25 protein-coding genes are annotated in these 24,318 nt (G+C 73.2%); 14 read left to right on the forward strand and 11 right to left on the reverse strand.

The features are described 5' to 3' along the window. Positions 1-7 precede the first annotated feature (7 nt). The gene (locus ACFYPS_RS01455; RefSeq protein ID WP_387322246.1) at positions 8-814 is read right to left on the reverse strand and encodes an SAM-dependent methyltransferase; all 807 of its coding nucleotides are present in this window, start codon (positions 812-814) and stop codon (positions 8-10) included. A 170-nt stretch (positions 815-984) separates the two neighbouring features. Here ACFYPS_RS01455 and ACFYPS_RS01460 point away from each other — a divergent pair, with 170 nt between their 5' ends. Then, the gene (locus ACFYPS_RS01460) at positions 985-1,371 is read left to right on the forward strand and encodes a DUF2267 domain-containing protein (RefSeq protein WP_354962427.1); all 387 of its coding nucleotides are present in this window, start codon (positions 985-987) and stop codon (positions 1,369-1,371) included. A gap of 77 nt (positions 1,372-1,448) precedes the next feature. Here the strand turns inward: ACFYPS_RS01460 and ACFYPS_RS01465 are convergent, their stop codons facing one another. Continuing rightward, positions 1,449-3,578 (reverse strand): ricin-type beta-trefoil lectin domain protein, encoded by a 2,130-nt coding sequence (locus tag ACFYPS_RS01465; protein WP_387322248.1) that lies wholly within the window; start codon positions 3,576-3,578, stop codon positions 1,449-1,451. Positions 3,579-3,658: 80 nt separating this feature from the next. Beyond that, positions 3,659-4,510, reverse strand: a complete 852-nt coding sequence (locus ACFYPS_RS01470; RefSeq protein WP_354962425.1) for a copper resistance protein CopC — start codon at positions 4,508-4,510, stop codon at positions 3,659-3,661. Positions 4,511-4,611: 101 nt separating this feature from the next. Between ACFYPS_RS01470 and ACFYPS_RS01475 the strand changes: the two genes are divergently transcribed. From ACFYPS_RS01475 to ACFYPS_RS01485, 3 genes are read left to right on the forward strand one after another with little or no spacing between them, the layout of a single operon-like run. Next, positions 4,612-5,085, forward strand: a complete 474-nt coding sequence (locus ACFYPS_RS01475; RefSeq protein WP_354962424.1) for a hypothetical protein — start codon at positions 4,612-4,614, stop codon at positions 5,083-5,085. A 5-nt stretch (positions 5,086-5,090) separates the two neighbouring features. Next, positions 5,091-6,431, forward strand: a complete 1,341-nt coding sequence (locus tag ACFYPS_RS01480) for a hypothetical protein (RefSeq protein ID WP_354962423.1) — start codon at positions 5,091-5,093, stop codon at positions 6,429-6,431. A gap of 55 nt (positions 6,432-6,486) precedes the next feature. Further along, complete coding sequence (locus ACFYPS_RS01485) at positions 6,487-7,263, forward strand: nucleotidyltransferase domain-containing protein (RefSeq protein WP_354962422.1); 777 nt, start codon at positions 6,487-6,489, stop codon at positions 7,261-7,263. On the opposite strand, the gene ACFYPS_RS01490 is transcribed toward ACFYPS_RS01485, so the two are convergent. From ACFYPS_RS01490 to ACFYPS_RS01500, 3 genes are all read right to left on the reverse strand, one after another. Beyond that, a complete protein-coding gene (locus ACFYPS_RS01490) occupies positions 7,260-8,654 on the reverse strand; it encodes an FAD-dependent oxidoreductase (protein ID WP_354962421.1) in 1,395 nt (464 codons plus the stop codon). The genes ACFYPS_RS01485 and ACFYPS_RS01490 overlap by 4 nt on opposite strands. Positions 8,655-8,786: 132 nt before the next feature. Further along, the gene (locus ACFYPS_RS01495) at positions 8,787-10,403 is read right to left on the reverse strand and encodes a hypothetical protein (RefSeq protein ID WP_354962420.1); all 1,617 of its coding nucleotides are present in this window, start codon (positions 10,401-10,403) and stop codon (positions 8,787-8,789) included. Positions 10,404-10,632: 229 nt separating this feature from the next. Then, positions 10,633-12,207 carry an FAD-dependent oxidoreductase gene (locus ACFYPS_RS01500; protein ID WP_354962419.1) on the reverse strand — a complete coding sequence of 525 codons (1,575 nt, stop codon included), beginning with the start codon at positions 12,205-12,207 and terminating at the stop codon, positions 10,633-10,635. A 73-nt stretch (positions 12,208-12,280) separates the two neighbouring features. Between ACFYPS_RS01500 and ACFYPS_RS01505 the strand changes: the two genes are divergently transcribed. The 5 genes from ACFYPS_RS01505 to ACFYPS_RS01525 all read left to right on the forward strand — a co-directional run bounded on the left by ACFYPS_RS01505 (position 12,281) and on the right by ACFYPS_RS01525 (position 15,280). Further along, a complete protein-coding gene (locus ACFYPS_RS01505; RefSeq protein ID WP_354962418.1) occupies positions 12,281-12,874 on the forward strand; it encodes an XRE family transcriptional regulator in 594 nt (197 codons plus the stop codon). A 71-nt stretch (positions 12,875-12,945) separates the two neighbouring features. After that, positions 12,946-13,467, forward strand: coding sequence for a hypothetical protein (locus tag ACFYPS_RS01510; RefSeq protein WP_354962417.1), 522 nt, complete (start codon positions 12,946-12,948; stop codon positions 13,465-13,467). An 81-nt stretch (positions 13,468-13,548) separates the two neighbouring features. Beyond that, positions 13,549-14,097 carry a nucleotidyltransferase family protein gene (locus ACFYPS_RS01515; protein ID WP_387322252.1) on the forward strand — a complete coding sequence of 183 codons (549 nt, stop codon included), beginning with the start codon at positions 13,549-13,551 and terminating at the stop codon, positions 14,095-14,097. Positions 14,098-14,243: 146 nt separating this feature from the next. Then, positions 14,244-14,936 (forward strand): hypothetical protein, encoded by a 693-nt coding sequence (locus ACFYPS_RS01520; protein WP_354962415.1) that lies wholly within the window; start codon positions 14,244-14,246, stop codon positions 14,934-14,936. Positions 14,937-14,938: 2 nt separating this feature from the next. Continuing rightward, positions 14,939-15,280: a nuclear transport factor 2 family protein gene (locus ACFYPS_RS01525; RefSeq protein ID WP_354962414.1), complete on the forward strand. Its 342-nt coding sequence runs from the start codon at positions 14,939-14,941 to the stop codon at positions 15,278-15,280. Positions 15,281-15,608: 328 nt separating this feature from the next. Here ACFYPS_RS01525 and ACFYPS_RS01530 read toward each other — a convergent pair whose 3' ends face one another. Both ACFYPS_RS01530 and ACFYPS_RS01535 read right to left on the reverse strand, forming a co-directional pair. Beyond that, positions 15,609-15,779, reverse strand: a complete 171-nt coding sequence (locus tag ACFYPS_RS01530) for a hypothetical protein (RefSeq protein WP_354962413.1) — start codon at positions 15,777-15,779, stop codon at positions 15,609-15,611. A 159-nt stretch (positions 15,780-15,938) separates the two neighbouring features. Next, positions 15,939-16,361, reverse strand: a complete 423-nt coding sequence (locus ACFYPS_RS01535) for an ATP-binding protein (RefSeq protein ID WP_354962412.1) — start codon at positions 16,359-16,361, stop codon at positions 15,939-15,941. A gap of 244 nt (positions 16,362-16,605) precedes the next feature. On the opposite strand from ACFYPS_RS01535, the gene ACFYPS_RS01540 reads away from it, so the two are divergent. Continuing rightward, on the forward strand, positions 16,606-16,929 hold the full coding sequence (locus tag ACFYPS_RS01540; protein WP_354962411.1) for an STAS domain-containing protein: 324 nt from the start codon (positions 16,606-16,608) through the stop codon (positions 16,927-16,929). Here ACFYPS_RS01540 and ACFYPS_RS01545 read toward each other — a convergent pair whose 3' ends face one another. The 3 genes from ACFYPS_RS01545 to ACFYPS_RS01555 form a co-directional block, all read right to left on the reverse strand. Next, complete coding sequence (locus ACFYPS_RS01545; RefSeq protein ID WP_354962410.1) at positions 16,930-18,153, reverse strand: PP2C family protein-serine/threonine phosphatase; 1,224 nt, start codon at positions 18,151-18,153, stop codon at positions 16,930-16,932. 76 nt (positions 18,154-18,229) lie between these two features. Further along, positions 18,230-19,978 (reverse strand): sulfatase-like hydrolase/transferase, encoded by a 1,749-nt coding sequence (locus tag ACFYPS_RS01550; RefSeq protein WP_354962409.1) that lies wholly within the window; start codon positions 19,976-19,978, stop codon positions 18,230-18,232. Beyond that, positions 19,978-20,859 carry a CDP-alcohol phosphatidyltransferase family protein gene (locus ACFYPS_RS01555; protein WP_387322256.1) on the reverse strand — a complete coding sequence of 294 codons (882 nt, stop codon included), beginning with the start codon at positions 20,857-20,859 and terminating at the stop codon, positions 19,978-19,980. Before ACFYPS_RS01555 ends, ACFYPS_RS01550 begins: the two co-directional genes overlap by 1 nt. Before the next feature lie 117 nt (positions 20,860-20,976). On the opposite strand from ACFYPS_RS01555, the gene ACFYPS_RS01560 reads away from it, so the two are divergent. From ACFYPS_RS01560 to ACFYPS_RS01575, 4 genes are read left to right on the forward strand one after another with little or no spacing between them, the layout of a single operon-like run. Beyond that, positions 20,977-21,960 carry a dehydrogenase gene (locus ACFYPS_RS01560; protein WP_354962408.1) on the forward strand — a complete coding sequence of 328 codons (984 nt, stop codon included), beginning with the start codon at positions 20,977-20,979 and terminating at the stop codon, positions 21,958-21,960. A 2-nt stretch (positions 21,961-21,962) separates the two neighbouring features. Continuing rightward, positions 21,963-22,361, forward strand: coding sequence for a 6-carboxytetrahydropterin synthase (locus tag ACFYPS_RS01565; protein WP_354962407.1), 399 nt, complete (start codon positions 21,963-21,965; stop codon positions 22,359-22,361). Continuing rightward, positions 22,361-23,440 carry a glycosyltransferase family 4 protein gene (locus tag ACFYPS_RS01570; protein ID WP_387322806.1) on the forward strand — a complete coding sequence of 360 codons (1,080 nt, stop codon included), beginning with the start codon at positions 22,361-22,363 and terminating at the stop codon, positions 23,438-23,440. Before ACFYPS_RS01565 ends, ACFYPS_RS01570 begins: the two co-directional genes overlap by 1 nt. Then, the gene (locus ACFYPS_RS01575) at positions 23,437-24,261 is read left to right on the forward strand and encodes a class I SAM-dependent methyltransferase (protein WP_354962405.1); all 825 of its coding nucleotides are present in this window, start codon (positions 23,437-23,439) and stop codon (positions 24,259-24,261) included. Before ACFYPS_RS01570 ends, ACFYPS_RS01575 begins: the two co-directional genes overlap by 4 nt. Positions 24,262-24,318: the final 57 nt, after the last annotated feature.

Raw genomic sequence — 24,318 nt, forward strand, 5'->3', positions numbered from 1 at the left:
GCGCGGGTCAGGGCTTGCGGCCGACGGCGCAGTAGCCGTCCAGGTCCGCCGGCGGGCCATCCTGCTCGGGCCGCCAGTGGGTGAACCGCACCAGGCCGGGCTCGACCAGTTCCAGGCCGTCGAAGAACCGGGCGATCCGCTCCGGGCTGCGCAGGTGGTACGGCAGCGCGCCACTCTCGTTGTACTGCCGGTGCGACTCGACGACCGCCGCGCTGGTGTCGGTGCCGTCGGACAGCGCCAGATAGCTGCCGGACGGGACCGCGTCGAGCAGGGCGCGGATGATGGCGACCGCCTCGTCGTCGTCGCCGACGTGGCCCAGCACCCCGAACAGCAGGACCGCGACGGGCTGGCTGAGGTCGAGGTGCTCGTCGGCCTGCCGGAGCACCGCCTGCGGGTCACGCAGGTCGGCGTGGATGTACCGGGTCAGCCCGTCCGGGCTGCCGACCAGCAGCGCTCGCGCGTGTGCCAGCACCATCGGGTCGTTGTCGACGTAGACGACCCGGCTCTGCGGGTTGACCCGCTGGGCAACCTGGTGGGTGTTGTCGGCGGTGGGCAGCCCGGTGCCGACGTCGAGGAACTGCCGGATCCCGGCCTCGCCGGCGAGGAAGCGCACCGCGCGGGACAGGAACGCGCGGGATTCGCGTGCCGTCTCGATCATCGCGGGAAAGAGTTCGTGGACCTGCTCGCCGGCCAGCCGGTCGACCTCGAAGTTGTCCTTGCCACCGAGCCAGTAGTTCCAGATCCGGGCGGAGTGCGGGACGCTCGTGTCGATCTTGGTGCCGTCGGTGGCCGGGTCAGGGGCGGTTTCTGCCACGGGCGTCCTTCCGCTGAGGGGTGGGGGAAGACACAGAGGACACTCATGCTCGCACAGCGCTCCCGTCCGCAAAACGGACACCCCTGCCGTCGGATCGCACCGGGACCGGTCCCGGGTTTGCCGTCGGTCGGCCCGGGTAGCCATGCATCTCCGGAACGAAGGGCGGGGGCATGGCTGAGCTGGCGTTCGTCGACAAGGTTGCGGCACGGGCGGGTGTCCCGCCCGAGCAGGCGCGACCGCTGACCGAGGCGGTTCTGCGTACCCTCACCGAGCGGCTCAGCGGCGGCGAGGCGGCCACGCTGGCACCCCACCTGGCCACAGAGTTGAGCCCGCTGCTGGTGAAGGTCGCCGAGGCGCCCGAGGTGTTCGGCTACGACGAGTTCCTGCGGCGTGTCGCCGAGCGCGCGGGGACCGACCGACCCACCGCGGAGCGGGGCTCCCGGGCCGTGCTCCAGACCATGCACCGGGTGGTCGGCCACCGGGAGTTCGAGGACGCGCTGTCCCAGCTCCCGGCGGATCTGAAGGAGCTGGCCCAGCCGCTGCCGCAGGGCCCCTGACCGACGCCGCGGCCGTACGAGGGGCCTGGGGCGGCGCCTGACCGGGTTGCCGGTCAGACCCCGCCCCACGTCCAGCGTCAGCTGACCACCCACCTCTGGTGGGCGCCGCCCGCGTACGTGCCGATCTGGATCTGGGTGCCGTCGGCGGTGCCGGCGCCGGCGGCCTCCAGCACCTTGCCCGACTGCGGGTTGCGGATCGACCCGTCCGGCTCCGGCTGCCACACCTGGGAACCGGTGCCGTTGCAGGTCCAGAGCTGCACCTTGGTGCCGTCGGCGGTGCCGGCGTTGTCCACGTCCAGGCACTTGCCCAGGGCCCGGTAGGTGTCCCCGACGCGGCTCCACGACTGGGCGCCGGTGCCGTTGCAGGTCCAGAGCTGCACCTTGGTGCCGTCGGCGGTGCCCGCGTTGTCCACGTCCAGGCACTTGCCGCCGACGCCGGTGATGCGGCCCGACCCGCCAGCGGTGCCCGCGTACACCTCCAGCTCGTAGATCCGCGCGGCCGGATCGCCGGTGCTGGTCGGCGCGGTGATGGCCAACCGCACGTAGCGTGTTCCGGGCGCGGTGACGTCGTGCGTGGTGGTGCTCGCCGTGTTGCCGGTGACCGTGGCCCGGGTCGTCCAGGCGGTGCCGTCGGCACTGGAGGCGACCGTGAAGTCCCGGGTGTTCCAGGCGGTGTTCTCGCCGCCGGCGCCGGCATGCTTGACCACCACCCGGTTCACCGCGTAGCTGGCACCGAGGTCCACCTGGAGGTACTTCGCCGTGCCCTTCGAGCACCACTTGTCGCCGTTGCCGCCGGCGACGCTGCCGTTGACGGCCTTGGCCGGGCCCTCGGTCGCCGAGCAGGAGCTGTCCGCGGTGGCCGGCTTGTTGAGCGCCAGGTTGATCCCGCCGGTCGGCGGCGGGGTGACGCCCGGGATGGCGTTGAGCGTGTACCACGCCTCGGTGCTCCACAGCGACTGCCCGCTGGTCGAGGTGAACGGGCGTGGCGAGCGCAGGTGGACGACGTGGCCGGCCTTGCGCCCGTTGACCGCGAGGGTGACCTTCTTCCCGTCCGTCGACAGGGTCGCCGAGGTGACGGTCAGCGTCTCCTCGTCGATCTTCGGGCCGCCGTAGCTGGCCGTCGGCTGGTACCGCCACTGCTTGATCTTGTAGTGCGCGGCCAGGTTGGCGGCGGTCTCCGCGGAGACCGGCTGGGTGTACTCCACCTCGAACCCGGCGGTGGTGGCCCGCATGGCCAGCATCTCGAAGGTGGTGGTGCTGGTCGGGGTCAGCTTCTGCAGGCCGTACGGCAGCTTGCCGGTCTGGCCCCAGTTGCCGCCCGCGCCGAGCCCACCCACGTAGATCGCGCCGTCCGGGCCGACGTTGACCTCGGAGACGCCCGCCTCCAGGCCCTGGGTGAGCCGGAACAGGGCGCCCTGGTACTCGCCGTTGACCTTCTCCACACTGGCCCTCTGCAGGCCGCCGTAGGTCACGTCGCCGATGACGAACTGACCGGCGTACCGGCCGCTGGTGAGGTACAGCGGCGTGCTGGGCGAGTTGGAGATCTCGTTCTGCGGCATCCAGAGCACCGGCGGGGTGACCGGGTTGGCGTCGAACGGGCCGGCCGGGTTCAGGTAGTGGTTGAAGAACCGGCCCTGCTTGATGTGCACCAGCTTGGACGAGGGCAGCCAGCCGCCCTGGTTGTCGGTGACGAAGATGCCGCCCTCCGGGCCCCAGCCGATGCCGTGCGGGGTCCGCAGCCCGCCGGCGACGTGGCTGACCGCGCCGGTGTCCTTGTTGACCTTGAGGGTGGTGCCGCGGTTGGCGGCCGGCTGCGGGTTGGTGGTGGCGCCGCCGGAGTTGATCGACACCGACAGGTTCAGGTAGAAGAATCCGTCCTGGTAGAGCAGGCCGAACGCGAACTCGTGGAAGTTCCCGCCGTACGGCCAGGTGGCGACCGTCTGGAGCTGGTCGGCCACCTCGTCGCCGGTGGTGTCCACCAGCCGGGTCAGCCGTTGCTTCTCCGAGACGTAGACCACCCCGTCGACGATCTTGAGTCCCATCGGTTCCTTGAGGCCGCCGGCGATCTTCTTGGTGGTCACGGTGCCCGGCCCGGTCGCGCCGCCGGTGTTGCCCATGATCCAGACCTCGCCGTCCTGGGAGGTGCCGGACTGGTCGCTGCCGCCCCAGGTGGAGATGACGAATCGGCCGTCGGCCAGCCAGTCCATTCCGGTGACCTTCGGCTGGAAGCCGGTGGGCCGCAGGTTGGTCAGCGTGTAGCGGAATGCCCGGTGCGAAGGTGCCCGGCCTACCGCCGTCCGCGCCGGGCTGGACCACCGCCCCGGTTGCCGGGTTTGCGGGCCGCGGTACCGGATCTGCGGGCCGGACCGGTGGTCCGGCGGGTCGAGGTGGACGTGCCACGCGCGGCGGGCCGGCGGCGGGCCGCCACCAGCACGACGGCGGCGACCACCACGACGATCAAGGCCGGTACCAGCCAGGGTGGCCACCCGCCGCCTCGCGTCTCCTCCGTGGCGCCGCTCGGCGCGCTCGCCGGGGCGGCGGTCGCGCCCGCGTCGGCGCTCGCGCCGGCCACGCCGGGGCTCGCCGACGGGTTGCCCTCGACCAGGGCGAGCAGGGCCGGCGCCGGCCCGTCCGTGGGTGGCGTCCATCCGGCCGGCGCCGCCGTACTGGCCCCCTGGTAGTTGAAGGTGACGGTGCCACGCACCGCCTCGCCGTCGGAGGCGACGGAGAGATAACTCGCCGTGTACCGCCCCTTCGCCGGCCAGTGCGCGACGGACACCATGGCGGGGAAACCGGTGTGGTACAACCGCGGCTCGAAGACGCCGTTGACCATGAAGTACTCCTGAACCGGCTTGTCCAGCCGCTTCGGCTCGCCGTAGGACCAGCCGCTGTCCACCCGGGACCCGTTCGGCCCGGTGACGGTGAAGTGGGCGTTGGAGGCCGGCTTCTCGGTGAAGTACAACCCCAGCTGTGTCAGCGGCTCGCGGACCACGGTGCCGGTCAACGGGGTGGACGTCGCCAACTGGCCGTGCGCGGACGCCGGAGCGGCGGGCAGCAGCAGCGACACCGCCAGGGTCGCGGCCAGCGCCGCCGCCGCTCGGCTCCAGAGGTGACGGGCAGTGACCAGCCTCGATCGCATCCGTTCATCATGGTCATTTCCCCGCCGCCGAACAAGACGTAGAGTTCTCCTCCCCGACGATCAGTTCGACACCCGTCCCCCGCGTCGTTCGGAGTCCGCCCGTGTTCGTCCGTGCCCCCGGTTCCCGCGTTCCCGTCGTCCTCACCGTCGTCCTCGTCACCGCCCTGCTCGCCACCGGTTGCGGGCGGGACGACGACCCGTCCGTGGCCACCCCCTCGACGCCGGCGACGGCCGCCGTGCCGCCCAGCGCCACGACGGCGCCGACCTCGTCGGGCAGTCCGACACCCAGCGCCAGCGCCAGCACACCGGCGGTGGACCGGCAGATCACCGTGACGATCGCGAAGCGGCGGGTCGACCCGCCCACCGGGCGGGTCACCGTGGGTAAGGGCGAGCTGGTCCGGATCACGGTCACCTCGGACGTCTCCGACGAGCTGCACGTGCACGGCTACGACCTGGGCGCCCGGCTGCCGGCCGGCACGCCCGGTTCGGTGGAGTTCCGCGCCGAGAAGACCGGGCTGTTCGAGGTGGAGACGCACGAGACCGAGCTGGTGCTGTTCCAGCTCGTCGTCCGCTGAGCACCATGACCGGCGCCCCGGTGGTGCTGGCGCACGGCGTCGGTGGCCGCCAGGACCTGCCGATCACGCTGCCGCAGCTCGTCGTCGCCGCGGCCCTGGCCCTGGTCGTCACGTTCCTCGCGCTGGGCCTGCTGTGGCGCGAGCCGCGGCTCGACCGGGACGCGACCGGCGGACGGCCGGTGCCGGAGCCGCTGGCCCGGCTCGTCGACGCGCCCGCGTTCCGGTGGGCACTGCGCGGGCTGGGTCTGCTCGCCGCCGGCTGGTTCTGCGTGGGCCTGCTGGCCGGGCCGGACACCCCGGACAACCCGACGACGGGGGCGCTCTACGTGCTGCTCTGGGTCGGGCTGGTGCCCGTGTCGCTGCTGCTCGGCCCCGTCTGGCGGGCCGTCAACCCGCTGCGCACCGTTCATCTGCTCGCCGCGCTGGCGGCACGCCGGGACCCGGAGCGTGGCCTCCGCGAGCTGCCGGTCGGCCTGGGGCTCTGGCCAGCGGCCGTCGCCCTGTTCGGGTTCGTCTGGCTGGAGCTGGTCGCACCTGACCGGGCCACGCTGCCGGTCATCACCGCCTGGCTCGGCGGGTACGCCGTGGTCATGCTGGCCGGGGCGGCGCTGTTCGGCGCGGGCTGGTTCGACCGGGCCGACCCGTTCGAGGTGTACAGCGGGCTCGTCGGCCACCTCGCGCCGGTCGGCCGGGCGGCGGACGGCGTGCTGGTGTGGCGCAACCCGCTCGACGGGATCGCCGGGCTGCGGCCCCGCCCCGGGCTGGTCGCCGTCGTGATCGTGCTGCTCGGCTCGACCATGTTCGACAGCCTCTCCAACGCGCCGGCCTGGCTGCGCTTCACCCAGGAGAACGGCCTGCCCCCGGCGGTCACCGGCAGCGCCGGGCTGCTCCTGGTCATCGCCGCCGTCGCCGCGGCGTACCTCGCCGCCACCGGGGCGGCGACCCGGATCGGCCGCGCCGGGCCCGCCGACGCCCCCGGGCTGCCCGGCGAACTCGCCCACTCGATCGTGCCGATCGCGGTGGGCTACCTCGTGGCCCACTACTACTCGCTGCTGATCCTGGAAGGCCAGCGCACCGTCGCGCTGCTCTCCGACCCCCTGGACACCGGCGCGAACTGGCTGGGCACCGCCGACTGGGAACCGCACACCGGTCTGGTCACCCCGTCCGGGGTGGCCACCCTCCAGATCACCGTCATCATCCTCGGGCACCTGCTCGGCACGCTGCTCGCCCACGACCGCGCCCTGTACCTGTTCCCCCGGGCCCGGGCCGTGGCCGGCCAGCTCCCGCTACTGGCGCTGATGGTCGCCTACACCGTCGCCGGCCTGCTGCTGCTCTACGCCGGCTAGGGCCAACCCGGGACCCAGATCGGAGGTGCCACGGGCCACCGGGTGAGGATGGGGCGTGGATTCCGATCTTCGGCGCTATCTCGACGAGTTGGTCGACGCCGCCCGCGACGTATTCGGCGACGACCTGGTGGGCGCGTACGGGGCCGGCTCGGTGGGGCTCGGCGCGTACCAGGCCGGCCGCAGCGACGTGGACGTGGCGCTGCTCTGCGCCGGGCCGTTGACCGAGGCCGACAAGCGGGCGCTGGTGGCGCGTCTGCGGCACGAGGCGCTGCCCTGCCCGACGCGCGGGCTGGAGCTGGTCGCCTACCGGCGGGAGGTGGCCGCCTCCGGCAGCCCCGAGCCCGGCTTCGAGGTCGAGCTGAACACCGGCTCCGGGATGCCGTTCCGGTGCACCCTCGACCCCGCCGACCGCCCGGCGACCGACGGCCGGTTCTGGTACGGGTTGGACCGCAGCATCCTGCACCAGAGCGGGCTGCCGCTGCTCGGGCCGCCGGCGGGGGAGGTCTTCGCCGATCTGGCCCCTGCCGACCTGCGCCGCCTGCTGATCGAGGCGCTGTCGTGGTGGCTGGCGCTGCCCACGCCGCCGGACGACCGACCCGCGCCCGGCGCGGAGGACGCGGTGCTCGGCGCCTGCCGGTCCCTGGTGCGGCACCGCGACGGCGTCTGGCTGTCCAAGGTGGCGGCCGGGCAGCGGCTGATCGACGCCGGCGACCCGGCCGAGGTGATCGGCCGGGCCGTCGCCGCGCGGCACGGGGGGCCGCCGCCCACCGGCGCCCAGGCGCGCGCCTTCCAGCACCGGGTCCGCGCCGAGATCGCCGGCCAGCCCGACTAGCGGACCGGGCGGGGTTGGAGCGAGGCGAAGAGCAGGTTGAGCCCCTCGGTCATGGTCGGGTGGGTGATGACTGCGTCCCGCAGGGCGGTCCACGGCATCCCGGCGAGCATGGCCAGCTGCACCGAGGTGATCACCTCACCCGCCTCGGCGCCGAGCAGCGCCGCGCCGAGGATCTGGTCGGTCCCGGCGTCGACCACCGCCTTCCACGTTCCCTCGGTCTGGCGCAGGGTGCGGGCCCGGGGGATCGCGGCGACCGGCAGGCTGGCCACCTGGACGTCGTACCCGGCGCGGCGCGCCTCGGTTTCGGTGAGACCGACCCGGGCCAGCTCCGGGGTGGTGAACACGGTGTACGGGATGAGCCGGCCGGCGGTGCTGCGCAGCTCACCCGCCAGGTTCGCCCGGATGATCCGGTAGTCGTCGAGCGAGGCGTGGGTGAACTGCGGGGTGCCGGCGACGTCCCCGGCCGCCCACGTCCGCTCGGCGCTGGTCCGCAGGTACTCGTCGACCGCCACGAAGCCGCGGTCGTTCAGCTGCACGCCGGCGGCGTCCAGGCCGAGCCCGTCGGTGACCGGCTCCCGGCCGACCGCGACCAGCACGTCGTCCCCGGTCACCAGGCTGCCGTCGTCCAGCGTCACCCGGACCGTGCCGTCGGCGTTGCGGTCGATCCGGGCGACCGTCATGCCGGCGCGCACGTCGATGCCGTCGTCGAGCAGGACCCGCAGCACCGCGTCGCCGACGTCGGGATCCTCGCGGGTGAGCAGCCGCGGGCCGCCTTCGATCAGGGTCACCGCACTGCCGAACGACGCGAACATCTGCGCGAACTCCACCCCGACGGTGCCACCGCCGAGCACCACCAGTCGGGCCGGCAGCCGGTCCAGGTGCAGCAGGGTGTCACTGGTCAGCACCGAGGCCTCGGCCATCCCGGGGACCGGCGGCAGGTGCGGGCGGGTACCAGTGTTGATCACCACGTCGGCGCCACGCAGGAACCGTTCGCCGCCGTCGGCCAGCGACACCCGTACGGTCCGGGGACCGACGAACCGGGCCTCCCCGATCACCAGGTGCAGGCCGGAGTCGAGGAACTGCTGCCGGTTGGCGGCCACCATCCCCTCGACGACGTCCTGCTTGTGGGCGCGCAGCAGGTCCACGTCGACCCGGCCGCCCTCGACCACCAGGCCGAGCGCGGCCGCGCCGCGTAACTGGCGAGCCGCCCGCGCGCTCGTCACCAGCGCCTTGGTCGGGATGCACGCGACGTTGATGCAGCTGCCGCCGATCATGCCGCGTTCGACCATCGCCACCCGCCGGCCGGACCGGGCCACGTCCATGCTCAACGTCTTGCCGGCCTTGCCGCCGCCCACGACGAGCAGGTCGAACTCCTCCGCTCGGTCGGTCACCGGGTGCTCCTCTCGGTCGCCGGGCCGATGCGGCCGCCTCTGTCGTGGCGGCCAGACCAGCCTGTCAGCTCCGGTGCGCCATCGGCCCGGTTCCGAGCAGAACCGCCAACGCCGGCCGGGCCCGCCTCGAGCTCAGTGCCGGGCGGCACCGTTCTCGCTGACCGGCTGCCCGAAGGGCAGGAACGGCACAGGCGTCGGTTCGGCGGTGTCGCCGGGGCGCGTGAAGGTCGGGTCGGCGTCGCCGGTGGGCACCTCCGCAGCGGCCGTACGGTCGGCAGCCGCTGCCGCCTCGTCCGTAGTGGACGAGGTGCCGACCCGCTCCGCGCCGGACTGGCCGCCACCGGACTGGTCGCCACCGGTGTGGTCGCCACCGGGCCGGTCCACGCGCTCGCCGTGCCGCCCGCCGCTCGGCCGCTCACCACCCGCCGGCTCCACGTCAATCCGATCGGCAACCGGTCGCTCGGCGCTGGAGCGGGCGCCCACCATCGGGTACTCGGCGGTCTCCGTACCGCCCGCGGCGGCGGCCATGACGGCGGCGGCGGCCAGGTCGGCCACCCGCTTCGCCTCCCGCTGCACCCGGGCGCGGACGTCCTTGGCGTGCCGCTCGGCGGAGTCTCCGGCCCGCCGGGCCTCGTCCAGCCGGGCGCTCTCGGCGGTGAGGTCCCGACGGACCTCGCCCAGCCGCTGCTGCAACCGGGACAGCTCGTTCTCCAGGGTCTCGCCCTCCTCGCGCACCTCGGCGAGTTGCTGCTGGGCGGTCTCCAGCTCCGCGTGCAGCTGGGTCGACTCCTGCCGGCGCTCCTCGATCTCCTGCCGCAGGGCGGCGAGCTGCTCCTGGTGCGTGGCGGCCTGCTCGTCGGCGCGGTTGCGCAGGTCGGTCACGTGCTGCTGCGCCTCGGCCAGCAGCGCGGCGATCTGCTGCTCGATCGCGCTGCGCTGCTCCGCCAGCTCCCGCTCAGCGGCCGCCTGCTGCTCGGCGATCTCCTGCTCGGCCGCGCTCCGGCGGTCGTTGACGTCGCGTTCGATCCCGGCCTGCCACTGGGCCAGCTCCTGCTGGCTCTTGGCCCGGGCCGCCTGGAGCTCCTGCTGGATCTGGGTACGCGCCGACTTCATCAGTGCGTCGGCGGCGACCCGGGTCTGGTTGAGCTGCTGCGCGCTCTGCTCGGTGATCCGCTTCGCCTCGTTCTGCGCGCGCTCGTGCGCGGCCTCACTGTCGGCGCGCAGCTGCTCCGCGTGCTCCCGGATCGCGGTCAGCTCGGCCTCGGCCACGCCGCGCCGCTCCTCGTGCGCCTGTTCCTGCTCGGCGCGCCGGGCCGTCAGCTCCTCGGCCAGGTCCTGGCGTGCCTGGGCGGCCCGCTCGCGAGTGTCGGCGAGGATCCGCTCCGCCTCGGCGCGCAGCTCGTTGGCCAGGTCGGTGGCCGAGTCGCTGATCATGGCGGCCTGCTTCTCCGCGAGGGTCAGGATCTCGCCGACCATCGGGCCCAGATCCTGGAACGAGGCGCGGTCCACCTGCACCGGCTGGTCGTGCAGCTCGGCCAGCTCGGCGCGCAGCCGATGCACCTCGGCGGTCAACTCACGGACCCGGACGGCGGAACGCCCGTGCTCCCCGCTCAGCATCGCGATCTGACCGTCGAGCTGCTCCAGGTGCCGGTCGACCTGGCGTTTGTCGTAGCCGCGCAGCGTGAGCTCGAAGCTCGGCCGCGAGGCCGCGTCGTCGCGTGCTGCGAGCGGCTCAGCGCCGATGGACATGCGCCATCCTCCGTACGATCGGGGCGCCAGGGCCGGCGGTCTACCGCCCCGCGGGCCGTGAGTGTGGCGCAACGCTACCGCCGAGGCGGCCCGGTGCGAAGTCCCGCCCCGTCTCTGCCCGCCCGACCCTCCCTTCCTCGGTCGATCATGGAGTCATGGTGCCCGGAAGACCCTGATCCGCGGCTCTTGTCACCCAGCACAACTCCATGATCGACGCGGGTTGGGTGGTTCAGCGGCGGCGGGCGACGAGGACCGCGTCGTGCAGGGTGATGTTCCTGCCTTCCGGGTCGGTGGCTGGGCGGGGGCGGGCCTCGGCGGTGCGCACCTCCCAGTGCGCCGGGTCCAGTGCGGCGGCCACGTCCTCGGCGGTGTACATCATGTCCGGCAGGTGCATCCGGTGCGCCGACGTCCACAGGTCCGACGGGTGGTGCCCGACGATCAGCAGGGTGCCGCCCGGAGCCACCGCGGCGGCCAGCCGGGCGAACAGCTCCCGCCGCTGCACCGGTGGCAGGTGCATGAACTGCGCGGACACCAGGTCGTACGCCTCCTCGACGGGTGGCTTCTCGCGCAGGTCGGCGTGCGTCCACTCGATGCGCTCGCCGACGCCGGCAGCCTCGGCGTGCCCGGCGGCCCTACCCAGCGCGGTGGTGGAGATGTCCACCGCGGTCACCCGCCAGCCACGGTCGGCCAACCACACCGCGTCGGCGCCCTCGCCGCTGCCCACGTCGAGTGCCCGTCCCGGGGTCAGGTCGGTGGCCTCGGTGACCAGCTGCGGGTTCGGCCGGCCGCTCCACACTGCCGGTCGGGACCGGTAGCGCTCCTCCCACGCCGGCTCCTCGAAGGCCGTGGCCAGCATTTGCCGGTACGCGGTCACCGCGTCGCGGGTCTCCTCGGCGATCAGATCGGCGTTGATCGCCGCCCCGGCGGTGAGGCCGGCCGCGGCGGCCGCGATGACCTGGCCGCGGACGTCGGCCACGTTGCCGGCCACCCACACGCCCGGGACGGTCGTCGCCCCGGTGGCGTCGGCCGGGATCTGGGTGCCGATCACGTGCCCGCCCATCGTCACCTCCTCCGGAGCCAGACCCAGCCCGACCAGCATTCCCGCGCGGGGGACCGGCCGCGCCGCGACCACCACCGCGTCGAGCGCCACCACCCGGCCGGAGGCGAGGCGGACGCCGGTCAGCGCATCCCCGGTGACCTCCAGCCCGGCCACCGGCCCAGGCACCACGGCGATGCTCCGAGCGGCGAGCCGCTCGGCGGTCTCCTCGTCGGGCGCCGGGGCGTCGTGCAGCAGGAGCAGCACGTCCGAACTCCACTGCCGCCACATCTCGGCCTGGTGCACGGCCAGCGGACCGGTGGCCAGGATCCCGATCCGCCGGTCCTGGACCTCCCACCCGTGGCAGTACGGGCAGTGCAGCACGTCGCGCCCCCACCGCTGCGCCACCCCGGGCACGTCGGGCAGCTCGTCGCTGAGCCCGGTGGCCACCAGCAGCCGACGGGCCCGCACCGCGCGCCCGTCGTCGAGGCCGAGGCGGAACCCGTCGTCGTCCCGGGTCGCCGCCGCCACCCGCCCGTCCAGGAACTTTCCGCCATACCCGGCGACCTCGGCGCGCCCGGTCGCGACCAGCTCGGCCGGCGGCGTCCCCTCACGTGCCAGGTAGTTGTGCACGTGGTCGGCCGGCGCGTTGCGCGGTTCACCGGAGTCGATCACCAGCACGGACCGTCGGGCTCGGCTCAGCGCCAGGGCTCCGCTGAGCCCCGCCGCGCCGCCGCCCACCACCACCACGTCATATGTCTCGTCCACCGGAGTCTCCCCTTGTTGTCGGCTGAGCCCACCATCCGTCGCCGTCGGCCAGGTGGCAACTATCCTTGCCGTTATGGCAAACGACGACAGCGCGGCGTTGGCCGCGGTCGGCCCACGGCTGCGCGCCCTACGCCAGCAGCGCGGGACCACCCTGGCCCAGCTCGCCGACCTGACCGGCATCTCGGTGAGCACCCTGTCCCGGCTGGAATCCGGTGGCCGCCGGCCCACCCTGGAGCTGCTGCTCCCGCTGGCCCGCGCCTACCAGGTCCCGCTGGACGAGCTGGTGGACGCCCCGGCCACCGGCGACCCACGGGTCCGTCCCAAGCCGATCGTCCAGCACGGCGTGACGTTCCTGCCGCTGACCCGCCGACCGGGCGGTCTGCAGGCGTTCAAGCAGATCCTCCCGCCGAACACGCCCACCGGGGAGTTGACCCAGCAGACCCACGAGGGGTACGAGTGGATCTACGTGCTCTCCGGCCAGTTGCGCCTGCTGCTCGGCGAGCACGACCTGACGCTGACCCCCGGCGAGGTTGCCGAGTTCGACACGCGTACGCCACACCGGGTGATCAACCCCGGCCCCGGCACCACCGAGGTCCTCAACCTCTTCGGGCCGCAGGGGGAGCGGCTGCACGTCCGCGCCCGCCCCGCCGCGTCCGCCAGGGAATAGTCAGCGAGCCGTCAGAGGCATGAGCGGGATATCGGCTGGCGAGACGTGTGGCCGTGGGCCATGGTTTGGGCGTGATCATCATCCAGCGGGTGCGCGTGCGATGGAGCCCGGCTGGGCGCGGCGCTCCACAGACCAACGCCCGTCGAGGGCTCAACCGCCCGGTGATACTTCCTGCGCCGCTGCCAGCAGGCGATGTCGTGGTCCACGACGTCCTGGCTGATGAGGCCGCCAGCTACCAACGCCGTGGCGAGGTACGGACCGGTGGCGTGAGCATCTCCCGCGGTCTCGCTCTATGGCTCACCTTCGACGGCTCGGCGGTAACCGTCGAGCGTCTGCCCGGCGGGGCGGCGTTTCCCCGGGCGGGAGTGTCGACCCGCCTGTTCACCCTCGCCCACGGGCAGGTCGGCCGGTATAGGGCCAATTTCCGGTTGACCGGCTGCGCGTGCGACCCCAGCTGGTACTACGAGGACTGGGTGGTCCATGTCAGCAACGGCGATGTTGCATGCGACCGGTTCCTGCGCGGCGAACCGGACTGCGTTGTCGATAACCGTGTCCATCTTTACGGTGGCCCCGCGCGCCGTGGTAACCGCTAGCGAACGTGACCTCGCTCTGCCCTCAGCCCTCGCCTCGCAAGCGGTGTGCACGTCCGCTGGTTTAGGGTCCCTGCGATGGTCATGAGCGCGCAGGACGTTGTGGGCGTGATCGAGTCGGACCCGGGAGCAATGAGAGTCCTTCGGGCTACGGCCGAGCTTGGATTACCGGACTGGTGGATCGGTGCCGGCTTCGTACGCAACCGCGTCTGGGACGCGATCAGCGGCCTCCCAGTCTCGCCGGAGCGCGACGTGGATGTCGCCTACTTCGACCCGGAAAAGCCGGACCCACGCGAGGATGCACGCGCCGAAGCCCAAGCCATAGTGGCCCTGCCTGGGGTGCCGTGGGAGATTCGTAATCAAGCACGGATGCATCTGCGCAACGGCGATGAGCCCTACACGTCCGCCCTGGACGCGATATCGCGCTGGCCCGAAACGGCGACGTGCGTCGCGGTGACTCTGAGGGGCGACTCTGTTCGCCTGGTGTCCTGCCACGGTCTGACCGACCTTGTGGGAATGGTTGTCCGCCCCTCTCCAGCCTTCAACAACGCAGCGGGCCGCGCGAAGGTACAGCGCCGCGTGGAGGTCAAGGGATGGCTCCACCGATGGGCCGGGCTGCGGCTGGAGATCTAACGGTCACGCCAAGCGAAGGACTTCGCGGCACGGGCGGACAACCGACACCACAACCTCCGTCATGGTCGGTAGCGAGCGGTTCGCGGCACATGAGTGCGGGCGGCGAACCGCGGGCGCCGCACCGAACGGCGGACGATACTGGCACGGTGGAGGAGGACCTCGTCGAACTACTGGCCTCGACCGGAGTCACCTGCCGGTTGTTCGTCGAGCAGACACGGGGCCCATACCACCGAGCTGTGCATCCCGAGCGTCGGGAGATCACCGAGGACCGCGATGGTCTCCCGCTGCGCCTCGGGCTACGCCTACTGGCGGCGGACGCCACCACCCCCCTCGCGGATGTCCTCGTCGAGGTCTGGCAGGCCGACCACGTGGGCCGATACTCCGGCTTCCAGCCATTCGAAGCGAGGCCGGGACAGGTGGTCACCTCGGAGTCGGTGCCGCACGATGTGATCGCCGCCGGTGAGACGTACCTGCGGGGCAGCCAGCGCACCGACGAGCGCGGGATGTGCGGGTTCAACACGATCTACCCGGGCTGGTACGCCAGCCGCACCGTGCACATCCACCTCATCGCGCACCTCGGCGACGGCTCGGTGACCACGCAGGTCTATTTTCCCGACACGGTCACCGACGAGGTTTTCAGTCGCCCGCCCTATCGGGGCCGGCCGCAGCGCGACACCACCAACGCCACCGACAGCATCTTCGCCGAAGGCGGCGAGCAGATGATCCTGGACCTGCAGGGAGATCCGACGACCGGCTACACCGGGGTCCTCTGCGTCGTCCTCGACCAGCAAGCGCGACCTGCCTCGGCTGCGGGTCCTTCGGCGGAAAGCGACGGTTGATCGTGGCCAGCACGGAGCAGATCAGGGCCACCATCGAGGCTCACCTCGCCGCCGTCGGCGCCGCCGATGCTACCGCACTGGCAGATCTCTACACACCGGATGCCCGCCTGCATGACCCCGCTGGCGGACCCCCGGTCACCGGCCGAACGGCCATCGAGCAGCACTTTGCCGGCGTGCTCACCGAGCAACGGACAATGGAACTCGTGATGGTGGCGATCGCCGACCACCACGCCGCGTTCCACTTCCGCGCCACACCAGCCGAGGGCCCCACCAGAGAGGTCATCGACACCATGACCTTCGACGACCAGGCCATGATCACTTCAATGCGGGCGTACGCGAGCTAGAACCAAACCGGGCGGAGTGACCTCGTGGCCTGCCGTCCGGCTACCTGCGAGGAGTCGCTCCGCCGAGGCCGTGAATGCTGAGGTGTCGTCCACCCAGGGGAAATGCGCGGCCCGTGGCTGCTCCGCGCCGCCGAAGAAGCCGTCCGTGGCGGGCTGGGCGAACTGGTCCGGCTCGGCGGCGGCCTGCACCCGCGCTGCAACATCCACTCGCTTGGCTGGCATCCGCGCATCGGCACGACCCGCCGCCGGCGCGGTCCGCTTGCCGCGACTTGCCGTAGCGAGCGGTTCGCGGCATGTGCGTGCGTCCGCAGGGCTGGGTCGTCTCGTCTCAGGTTAGGGCCAGCATCGACTCCACGCCGTAGCGGGCGGCCGCGATGCCAGGCTCGCGAGACTGCGCGGTGATGACGAGTACTCGGCCACCCTTGCGCGGGTACAGGTACACGGCCTGCCGCCACGGTTCACCCTCGTGCTCCCATGGTTTCCCAGCCTCCGCATTCACGGGGAGTACGGCACCTGACACGGGTTGGGACGCCCGTCGAGGGCCCGGCCCGCTTCCTTTCAGCTTTGACTACACATCATCGCGATGTCCGATCGGACTCCCTCAAGCCCAACGAGGCGATCCACCGCGCTGCCCTCGACTGCCGGCGTGGCGTTCCGGTCATCGGACCGGTGCTGTGCGTACCTCGCTGAGGTGTTTGGTGATGCGTAGCAGCACCTGGTTCGGTGGCCCGGCGACGAAGGCCGCCGTGTCGGCGAGGGCGGCGATCAAGGGCAGCCCGCGACCACCGACGGTGAGCGGGGCGGGGAGCTCGGCGTCGAGTCCGGCGCCGTTGGGGGTACTGCCGCGGTTGCTGACCTCGAGCAGGCAGACGTCGTCCTCGATGATGATGGTGATGTCGACGGTGCTGTCCGGGTCGGCGTGCATCACCGCGTTGGCGCAAGCCTCGGTGATCAGCACGGCCAGGCGGTCAACGGAGTCCTCAGCGGCGTCGGTGAGGCTCAGCAGGGTGGTCAGCACATGGCGGGCGCGGGTCACCGAGGACGGTTGTCGCGGGAGTGACAGCGTCATGGTCACGCGCATCGCGCAGTTCCTCCTCAGCCCGCGCGTGGCCCGCGCCGGACTCCTGTGTCACACCCTGGGGCAGGATGCTCCCGCCGTGATCGGCACTACCCGGGTGTTGCCGAGGTGAAACGGTCAGGATGCCGGCTCGGCGACGCCGGCGGCGGCGTTTCGCCCGCCGGCAGAATAGGGTAAGCGGGGATCATCGGCTTGGGGGGTTGTTGTGGATCTGCTGTTGTCGGACCGGCCGGGCCGGGGTTGCACCGTGCTCGAGGTGCGCGGCGAGCTCGACATGGCGACGGCCCCCCAGTTGCGCGATGGTCTGCGACGGCTGATCGACGCCGGTGACCGCCAGGTGGTGGTGGATCTGGCCGGGGTGGGTTTCCTGGACTCCAGCGCGCTGGGCGCGTTGGTGGTGATGTTCAAGGCGTTGCGTGACCTCGGCGGTCGGTTGTGCCTCGCCGCGGTGCAGCCCGCCGTGCACAGCGTGCTGACGGTCACCTCGGTGGATCGAGCCATCCAGGTCTATGACAGTGTCCCGGCGGCGGAAGCCGATCTGCCGTCAAGGGACGACGCGGCGGGCGGGTAGTCAGTCGGGCAGCGCGGTGCTGGCACGCGCCTGGTCGGCGCCGGCGCTGGTACGCCGGTCCTCGCTGTGGCCGCCGTGCCAGTCGAGGATGAGCAGGGTCGCGTCATCGGCCAGAGTCGGGCCGCTGACCTCGAGCACGGCATCGGCCAACGCCCGGACAGCCTCCCGCGGGTGCAGACCGGCGATCGACCGCAACATGGCCGGCAGATCCAGGCTGGCGGCGTTGCGCTCCCGCATGCCATCGGTGACCACCACCAGACGGTCGCCTGGTCGCAGCGTGATCTCGCCAGCGTGGTGATCGGTCTCGGCGAACATTCCCAGCGGGAAGTTGGCCGGTAGCGCCAGCGTCCGGGTGTCCCCGTCGCGCACCAGCAGCGGCGGCACGTGCCCGGCGTTGAGCAGCGCGCACACCCCGGTGCGCAGGTCGAGACAGCCGAGGACCGCGGTGATGTAGCTGCCGGGCACCGCGGCGTGTTGGGCCACGTCGGCGTTCGCGGCCTCGGCCTGCTCCGCCAGACCAACCCCGCGGCGGCGGCTGTTGCGCAGGCTGCCCACGCCCAGGGTGGCCGTCAGCGCGCTGGCTACCCCGTGGCCCATCGCGTCGGTGACGCTGAAGTGCAGCACGTCCCGGCCGAGGCTGTAGTCGAAGGTGTCCCCGCCGATGCTGGCGGCGGGTTCGAGCCAGCCGGACAGGGTGAACGCACTGGCCTCACACGTGAACGAGCTGGGGAGAAGGCGGCGCTGGATCTCCCCGGACAGGGTGAACGGCGTCGTCCGTTGCCCCCACTCGAAGAGGTCGGTGTACCGCCGGTTGGCAATCACCACGAACGCCAACACGTGCGCCGTGCGGGCGGTCTCCTCCAGTGCCCGCGCATCGGGCTCGTCCGGCAGGATCATCTCCAGCAGGCCGATCGCCTCACCGCGGTCGGTCACCGGCGCCAGCACCGTCCACCGATCGGGCCGCGCGACAACCTGCACCACCTGGGTGCGTAGCGCCTGCTCGGCGGGGCCGCCGTCGAACGGCATCACGGTGGCGACCTCAGCACCGTCGCGGCGCCCGTCGCCGGCACCATCGAGCGGCACGTGGGCCAACCGGACCAGCGCCCGGCCGCTGAGGTCCGCGATCAGGAACGCGACGGTACGTGCCCCCAGCGCCGCACCGAGTTCCCGGGTGACCGCCTCGACCGGCGAGGCGTTCTCCGCCGCGTCCAACAAATGGTCCATGTCGCCCTCGACTGCTTTCCACTGTCGGAGCCTACGAGAACAGGCTGGTCATCGCCGAGCACGCTGGTCCCCGGGTTCAGCGGGGCGCGGCGATCGGCGGTGCCGACGGCCCGAAGGTGGTCAGGAACCGGTCCCGGAAGGTGTCCATCGGCCACACCGGGGCCTGCGGACCGGGCCGCAGGCCGTCCTGCCACCCCCAGTCCGCCACCCGGTCCAGCACGGCCGGATCGTGGGCGACGATGGTGATCGGCACGTCCCGGCTGGCACCCTCGCCGGTGACCACCGGGGCGGGCTGGTGGTCGCCGAGGAAGACCAGCACCAGGTCGTCGTCGCCGTAGGTCCGCACGTAGGAGATCAGGGTCTCCAGCGAGTACGCGATGGCCTTCCGGTACCCGCCGCGGATCTGGCCGGCGTCCCGGTCGTCAGGGTCGCCGCTGTCCTCGCCGACCGCGGAGCCGCGGTAGATCGAGCCGTCGCCCACCTCGTCCCACCCGATCATCTCGGGCACCGCCGTCCACGGCGAGTGGCTGGAGATCAGCGGGATCTCCGCCATCAGCGGGCGGTCCGCGTCGGCCCGGACCCGCCGCTGGAAGAACGACAACGTGTACTGGTCGGGCATCGGGGCGTAGCCGAACTTCGGTCCCCGGTAGCCGAGCGCCTCCGTGTCGTAGTAGCGGTCGTAGTCGAAGAACCCCTGCTCCGGCCACGGTTCAGTGGCCGCCGGCAGCACCCCGACGGTCTGCCATCCGGCCCGGCGGAATGCGCCGTTGAGGGTGAGCCGATCGCTAGCCAGCAGGGTGCGGTGCCGCCCCTCGTTGTCCGTCCACAGGCCGGACAACAGCGTGTCGTGCGCCAACCAGCTACCGCCGCCGAAGGTGGGGGAGGTGAGGAAGCCACTGCGGGCGTGGTAACCGGCCGCGCGCAGCCGCTCCGTTCCGGCATCCAGCACCGCGTTGACCTGCGGCGCCAGCTCCGGGTCCTCCACCGCGTCGCGGCCGTAGCTCTCCACGAACGCGACGATGACGTCCTTACCGCGCAGCCCGGTCAGCAGTTGGTCGCCCGGCGTGTCGTGGAACGGGTCGGCGTTGATCTGCGCACCGAACGTCTCCCGGTCGTGCAGCCGTGCGTCCACCTGGGTGGCGTGCGCGCCGACCAGCGCGGTGGTCCCGGCGTCGGCCACCGGCACGCCCGGTACGACGCGCACCCCGACGACGGCGCAGGCCACCCACGCGACGGTCAGCGCGGCCACCGCCCGGGTCGCCACCCGCTCGTGCCGGACCAGCAGCGACGCCAGCCGCCGCAGCGCCAGCGTGAGCACCACCAGCAGCGCTCCGACCAGCAGCAGGATGCCGATCGCCGTGCCGACCGCGCCGGCCTGACCGGCCGAGTCACGGACGAAGCCGAACGCGTCGTCCAGCAGCAGCCAGTCCAGCACCAGGTCGAACGGCCGGTCGAGAGCCGTACGGAAGCCCAGGTCGGCGAGCTTCACGATGGCGAGCAGGCCGAGCAGCGGCCCGACCACGGCCACCACCACCCGCCGGGGCCGCGCCGGCAGGGCCAGCAGCAGAGCGGCGACGAGCAGCCCCTCCAGCGGGATGCGCAGGAGGGCGCCCGGCGTGAGCAGGCCGAGCCGGTCCGGGCCGACCAGCACGGCGAACACCAGCAACACGGCCAGCGCGCTGCCCACCCCGCCCGCCACCCGCCGCGCCGGGCCGCGTCCGGCCGCGGCCAACGACCCGGGAGTACGCGCCGACACCTCGCCCACAGCAGGAGGGCGCGAACGGAACCGGCCGGCCAGCCGGCGTACCTGGGTGGGAAGGGTCATCACAGCCTCCAGTCGGAGTGGACCGTACCGCCCGAGCGGACCGCCATCGCCCGCGCGGGAGCGGGCACCGGCAGCAGGGGCGGCAGCGTCACCGTGGACGGCGCGACCACCGGCAGCGGAGTCGGCAGCGCCACCGGCGCGGGAACCGGCGGGACGGTCGGCGCCAGCGCGGCGGCCGGCGCCGGCGCGGCCGGCACCGGGAGGCCCCGCCGGGACACCGGCCGACGCTGCCACAACCACGCCACGTCCCGGCCGAACGACTCGACCAGCAGAGCCAACGCCACCACCAGCACCAGCGTGGTCCACGGCTCGGGCAGCACCCCTGCCGCGGCCACCGCCAGCAGCACCCCCTGCGCGGCGGCCACCACCTTGCGCCAGAAGCGCGGCGGCAGCGACCCGCCCAGCCAGGGCAGCACCGCGCTCGCCGCGACGAACGCGTACCGCATCACGCCGATGGCCAGCACCCACCCGCCGGCGACCGGCGCGACGTGCACGCTGAGCACCAGGATCAGGAACGCGTCGACCTCCATGTCGAAGCGGGCGCCGAGCGCGCTCACCGTGCCGGTGCGCCGCGCCACCTGCCCGTCCACCGCGTCCAGCAGCAACGCCACCGCGCTCACCGCGACCAGCAACCCCACCGGCGCGGGCCGGCCGAACGAGTCCGCCACCAGCGCGGTGACCGCGCCGACCAGGACGGCCCGGGTCAGCGTCACCCGGTCGGCCGGGCCCAGGCGGGACGCGCCGGCCCGGTGCAGGCCCCGGCTCAACGCGAGACAGGTGACCACCGCGTAGCCGGTACCGACCAGCCAGCCGGCGCCACCCAGCCCCACCGTGGCGGCCAGCACCGCCAACACGACCAGTTGCGCGCTCAGCCCGATCATCGGACCACTTCGAACCGTGGGCACCGTACCTCCGTGTTTATGATCGACGACCCCGACAGGGAACACGGAAAACGTGGCCGTTCGGTTCGGCCGGGAGCAAAGGTGAGGTGCGCGACGGTGATCCGCGAGGCGTACGCCTGCTGGGTGCGCGAGCCCGGCGCGGCGGAGATCCGGCCGGTGTCGTTGCCCGTCCCGGGCCCCGACGAGGTGCTGGTCCGGGCACGCTACTCGGGGGTCAGCCGGGGCACCGAGACACTCGTCTTCACCGGCCGGGTGCCCGCCGACCAGCACGCCGCGATGCGCGCGCCCTTCCAGGAGGGCGACTTCCCGGGCCCGGTGAAGTACGGCTACCTCAGCGTCGGGGTGGTCGAGCAGGGCCCACCGGAGCTGCTCGGGCGCACGGTCTTCTGCCTGCACCCGCACCAGAGCGCGTACGTCGTGCCGGCCACCGCGGTGGTGCCGGTGCCGGACGACGTGCCGCCCGCCCGCGCGGTGCTCGCCGGCACGGTGGAGACCGCCGTGAACGCGCTGTGGGACGCCGCGCCGCTGGTCGGCGACCGGGTCAGCGTGATCGGTGCGGGCATGGTGGGCTGCTGCGTCGCGGCATTGCTCGCCCGCTTTCCCGGCGTGCAGGTCGAACTGGTCGACACCGACGCCCGCCGCGCCGGGGTGGCGGGCGCCCTCGGCGTGGGGTTCGCCCAACCGGCCGACGCGGCCGGCGACCGGGACCTGATCGTGCACGCCAGCGCCACCGCCGACGGTCTGCAACGCTCGCTGGACCTGCTCGCGCCGGAGGGCACGGTGATCGAGCTGAGCTGGTACGGCGACCGCCCGGTGCAGGTGTCGCTCGGTGGGGCGTTCCACTCGGGGCGGCTGACCGTGCGCAGCAGCCAGGTCGGCATGGTCGCGCCCGCACGGCGGGGGCGGCGCAGCTACGCCGACCGACTGGCGCTCGCCCTGGACCTGCTCGACGATCCGGCCTTCGACGCGTTGATCACCGGCGCGTCCCGGTTCGAGGAGCTGCCCGACGTCCTCGCTCGACTGAGCACGGGTGACCTTCCCGCGCTCTGCCACCTCATCACCTACGACGACGGGGAGTGACCGTGTTCAGCGTGACCGTTCGGGATCACATGATGATCGCCCACAGTTTCCGGGGCGAGGTGTTCGGCCCGGCCCAGCGCCTGCACGGCGCGACCTTCGTGGTGGACGCGACGTTCCGCCGGCTCGACCTGGACGCCGACGGCATCGTGGTCGACATCGGCCTGGCCACCGAGCAACTGCGCGCCGTGGTCGGCGAGCTGTCCTACCGCAACCTCGACGACGAGCCGGCGTTCGCCGGGGTGAACACCACCACCGAGGTGCTGGCCCGTACGGTCGCCGACCGGCTGGCCGAGCGGGTGCACGCCGGTGAGCTGGGCGCCGGGGCGCGTGAGCTGGCCGGCATCACCGTCACCCTGCACGAGTCGCACGTCGCCTGGGCCAGCTACGAGCGGTCGCTGTGATCGGGGCGGGCCGGGCGACGCCGGTCGACCGGCCCGCTTCGCCCGGCCCTGCCGTGCACGTCGTCCTGCCCGGCGACATCGACGACCCGGCCACGCCCAGCGGCGGCAACGTCTACGACCGGCGGATCTGCGCCGGCCTCGGCGGGCGGGGCTGGTCGGTGCACGAACACGCGGTGCCCGGCGCATGGCCGTACCCCGACCCCACCGACCGGGCGGAGCTGGCTCGGCTGCTGGCCGCCGCGCCGGATGACGCCGTGGTGCTGCTCGACGGCCTGATCGCCTCGACCGTCCCGGACCTGCTCGCCCCGCACGCCCGGCGGCTGCGCCTCGTGGTCCTGGTGCACCTGCCGTTGAACGACGAGGCCGAGGCCCTCGCGCTGGCCACCGCCCGGGCCGTCGTCACCACCAGCGAGTGGACGCGCCGCCGGCTGCTGGCCCGCCACCCGCTGCCGCCCGACCGGGTCCGGGCCGCGCCGCCGGGGGTGACGCCCGCGCCGCCGGCGCCCGGTTCGGTCACCGGCAACCGGCTGCTCTGCGTGGCGGCCGTCACCCGCCACAAGGGACACGACGTGCTGATGGCCGCGCTGTCCACGCTCGCCGGGCTGTCGTGGACGCTGGTCTGCGCCGGCACGCTCGCCCGGGAGCCGGAGCTGGTGCACCGGCTGCGTGAGCGGCTCGGCGGGGCGGGCGTCGCCGACCGGGTCCGCCTGGCCGGCCCGTTGACCGGCGCCGCGCTGGACGTCGCCTACGACGCCGCCGACCTGCTGGTGTTGCCGTCGCGGGGCGAGACGTACGGGATGGTCGTCACCGAGGCCCTGGCCCGCGCCCTGCCGGTGCTGGGTACCGAGGTGGGCGGCCTGCCCGAGGCGCTCGGTCAGGCGCCCGGCGGTGACCGGCCCGGGCTGCTGGTTCCGCCGGGCGACCCGGCCGCGCTGGCCGGCGCGCTGACCCGCTGGTTGAGTGACGACGCCCTGCGGGCCCGGCTGCGGCGTGCCGCTCTGGCCCGGCGGGACACCCTGACCGACTGGACGGTGACCACGGCGCTGCTGGCCGCCGTGCTGGAGGAGGTGGCGGCATGACCGTCGAGGAGACCCTGTCGTTCGCCGACTGGCTGCGGCTGCGCGAGCCCGCCGACGCGGCGGCCCGCGCCGAGGACCTGGTGGACGTGGTCCGTCCCCGGCTGGCCGGCGAGGCGCCGACCGTGATCCACGACCTGGGCAGCGGCACCGGCTCGATGAGCCGGTGGCTGGCGGCCCGACTGACCGGCCCGCAGCACTGGGTGCTGCACGACCGGGACGCCGACCTGCTGGCCCGGGCCGCCGAGGGCATGGCCGGGGTCACCGCCGCCGACGGCGCACCGGTCACGGTCAGAACCCGTTGCGGCGATCTCACCCGGCTGACCGCCGCCGATCTGGCCGACGGCGCGCTGGTCACCGCGTCCGCGCTGCTGGACATGCTGACCGCCGAGGAGGTCGAGCGGGTGGTCGCCGCCTGCGCCGACGCCGGCCGGCCCACCCTGTTCGCGATCTCGGTCACCGGGCGGGTCCGACTCACCCCGGCCGACCCGCTGGACCCGCTGGTCGAGGCCGCGTTCAACGACCACCAGCGGCGCACCGTCGACGGCCGACGGCTGCTCGGCCCGGACGCCGTCGCCGCCACCGTCGTCGCGTTCGCCCGTCGGGGCGTCCCGGTCCGGGAGCGGCCCAGCCCGTGGCGGCTCGGTCCGGACCAGGCCGACCTGACCGCCGAGTGGTTCCGGGGCTGGCTGGGCGCTGCCTGCGAGGAGCGCCCGGAACTGGCCGGCCCGGCCCGGGCGTACGCCGAGCGCCGGCTGACCGACGCGGCGGCCGGGCGGCTCGGCGTACTGGTCGAACACCGGGACCTCCTGGCCGGCGGATGAACCGCTCGCGCCCCGGGTACGTGCACTAGGGCAAGTGGACGATCTTCAGGGAGGACC

The sequence above is a fragment of the Micromonospora sp. NPDC005087 genome, assembly GCF_042872965.1.
GTDB lineage: Bacteria > Actinomycetota > Actinomycetes > Mycobacteriales > Micromonosporaceae > Micromonospora.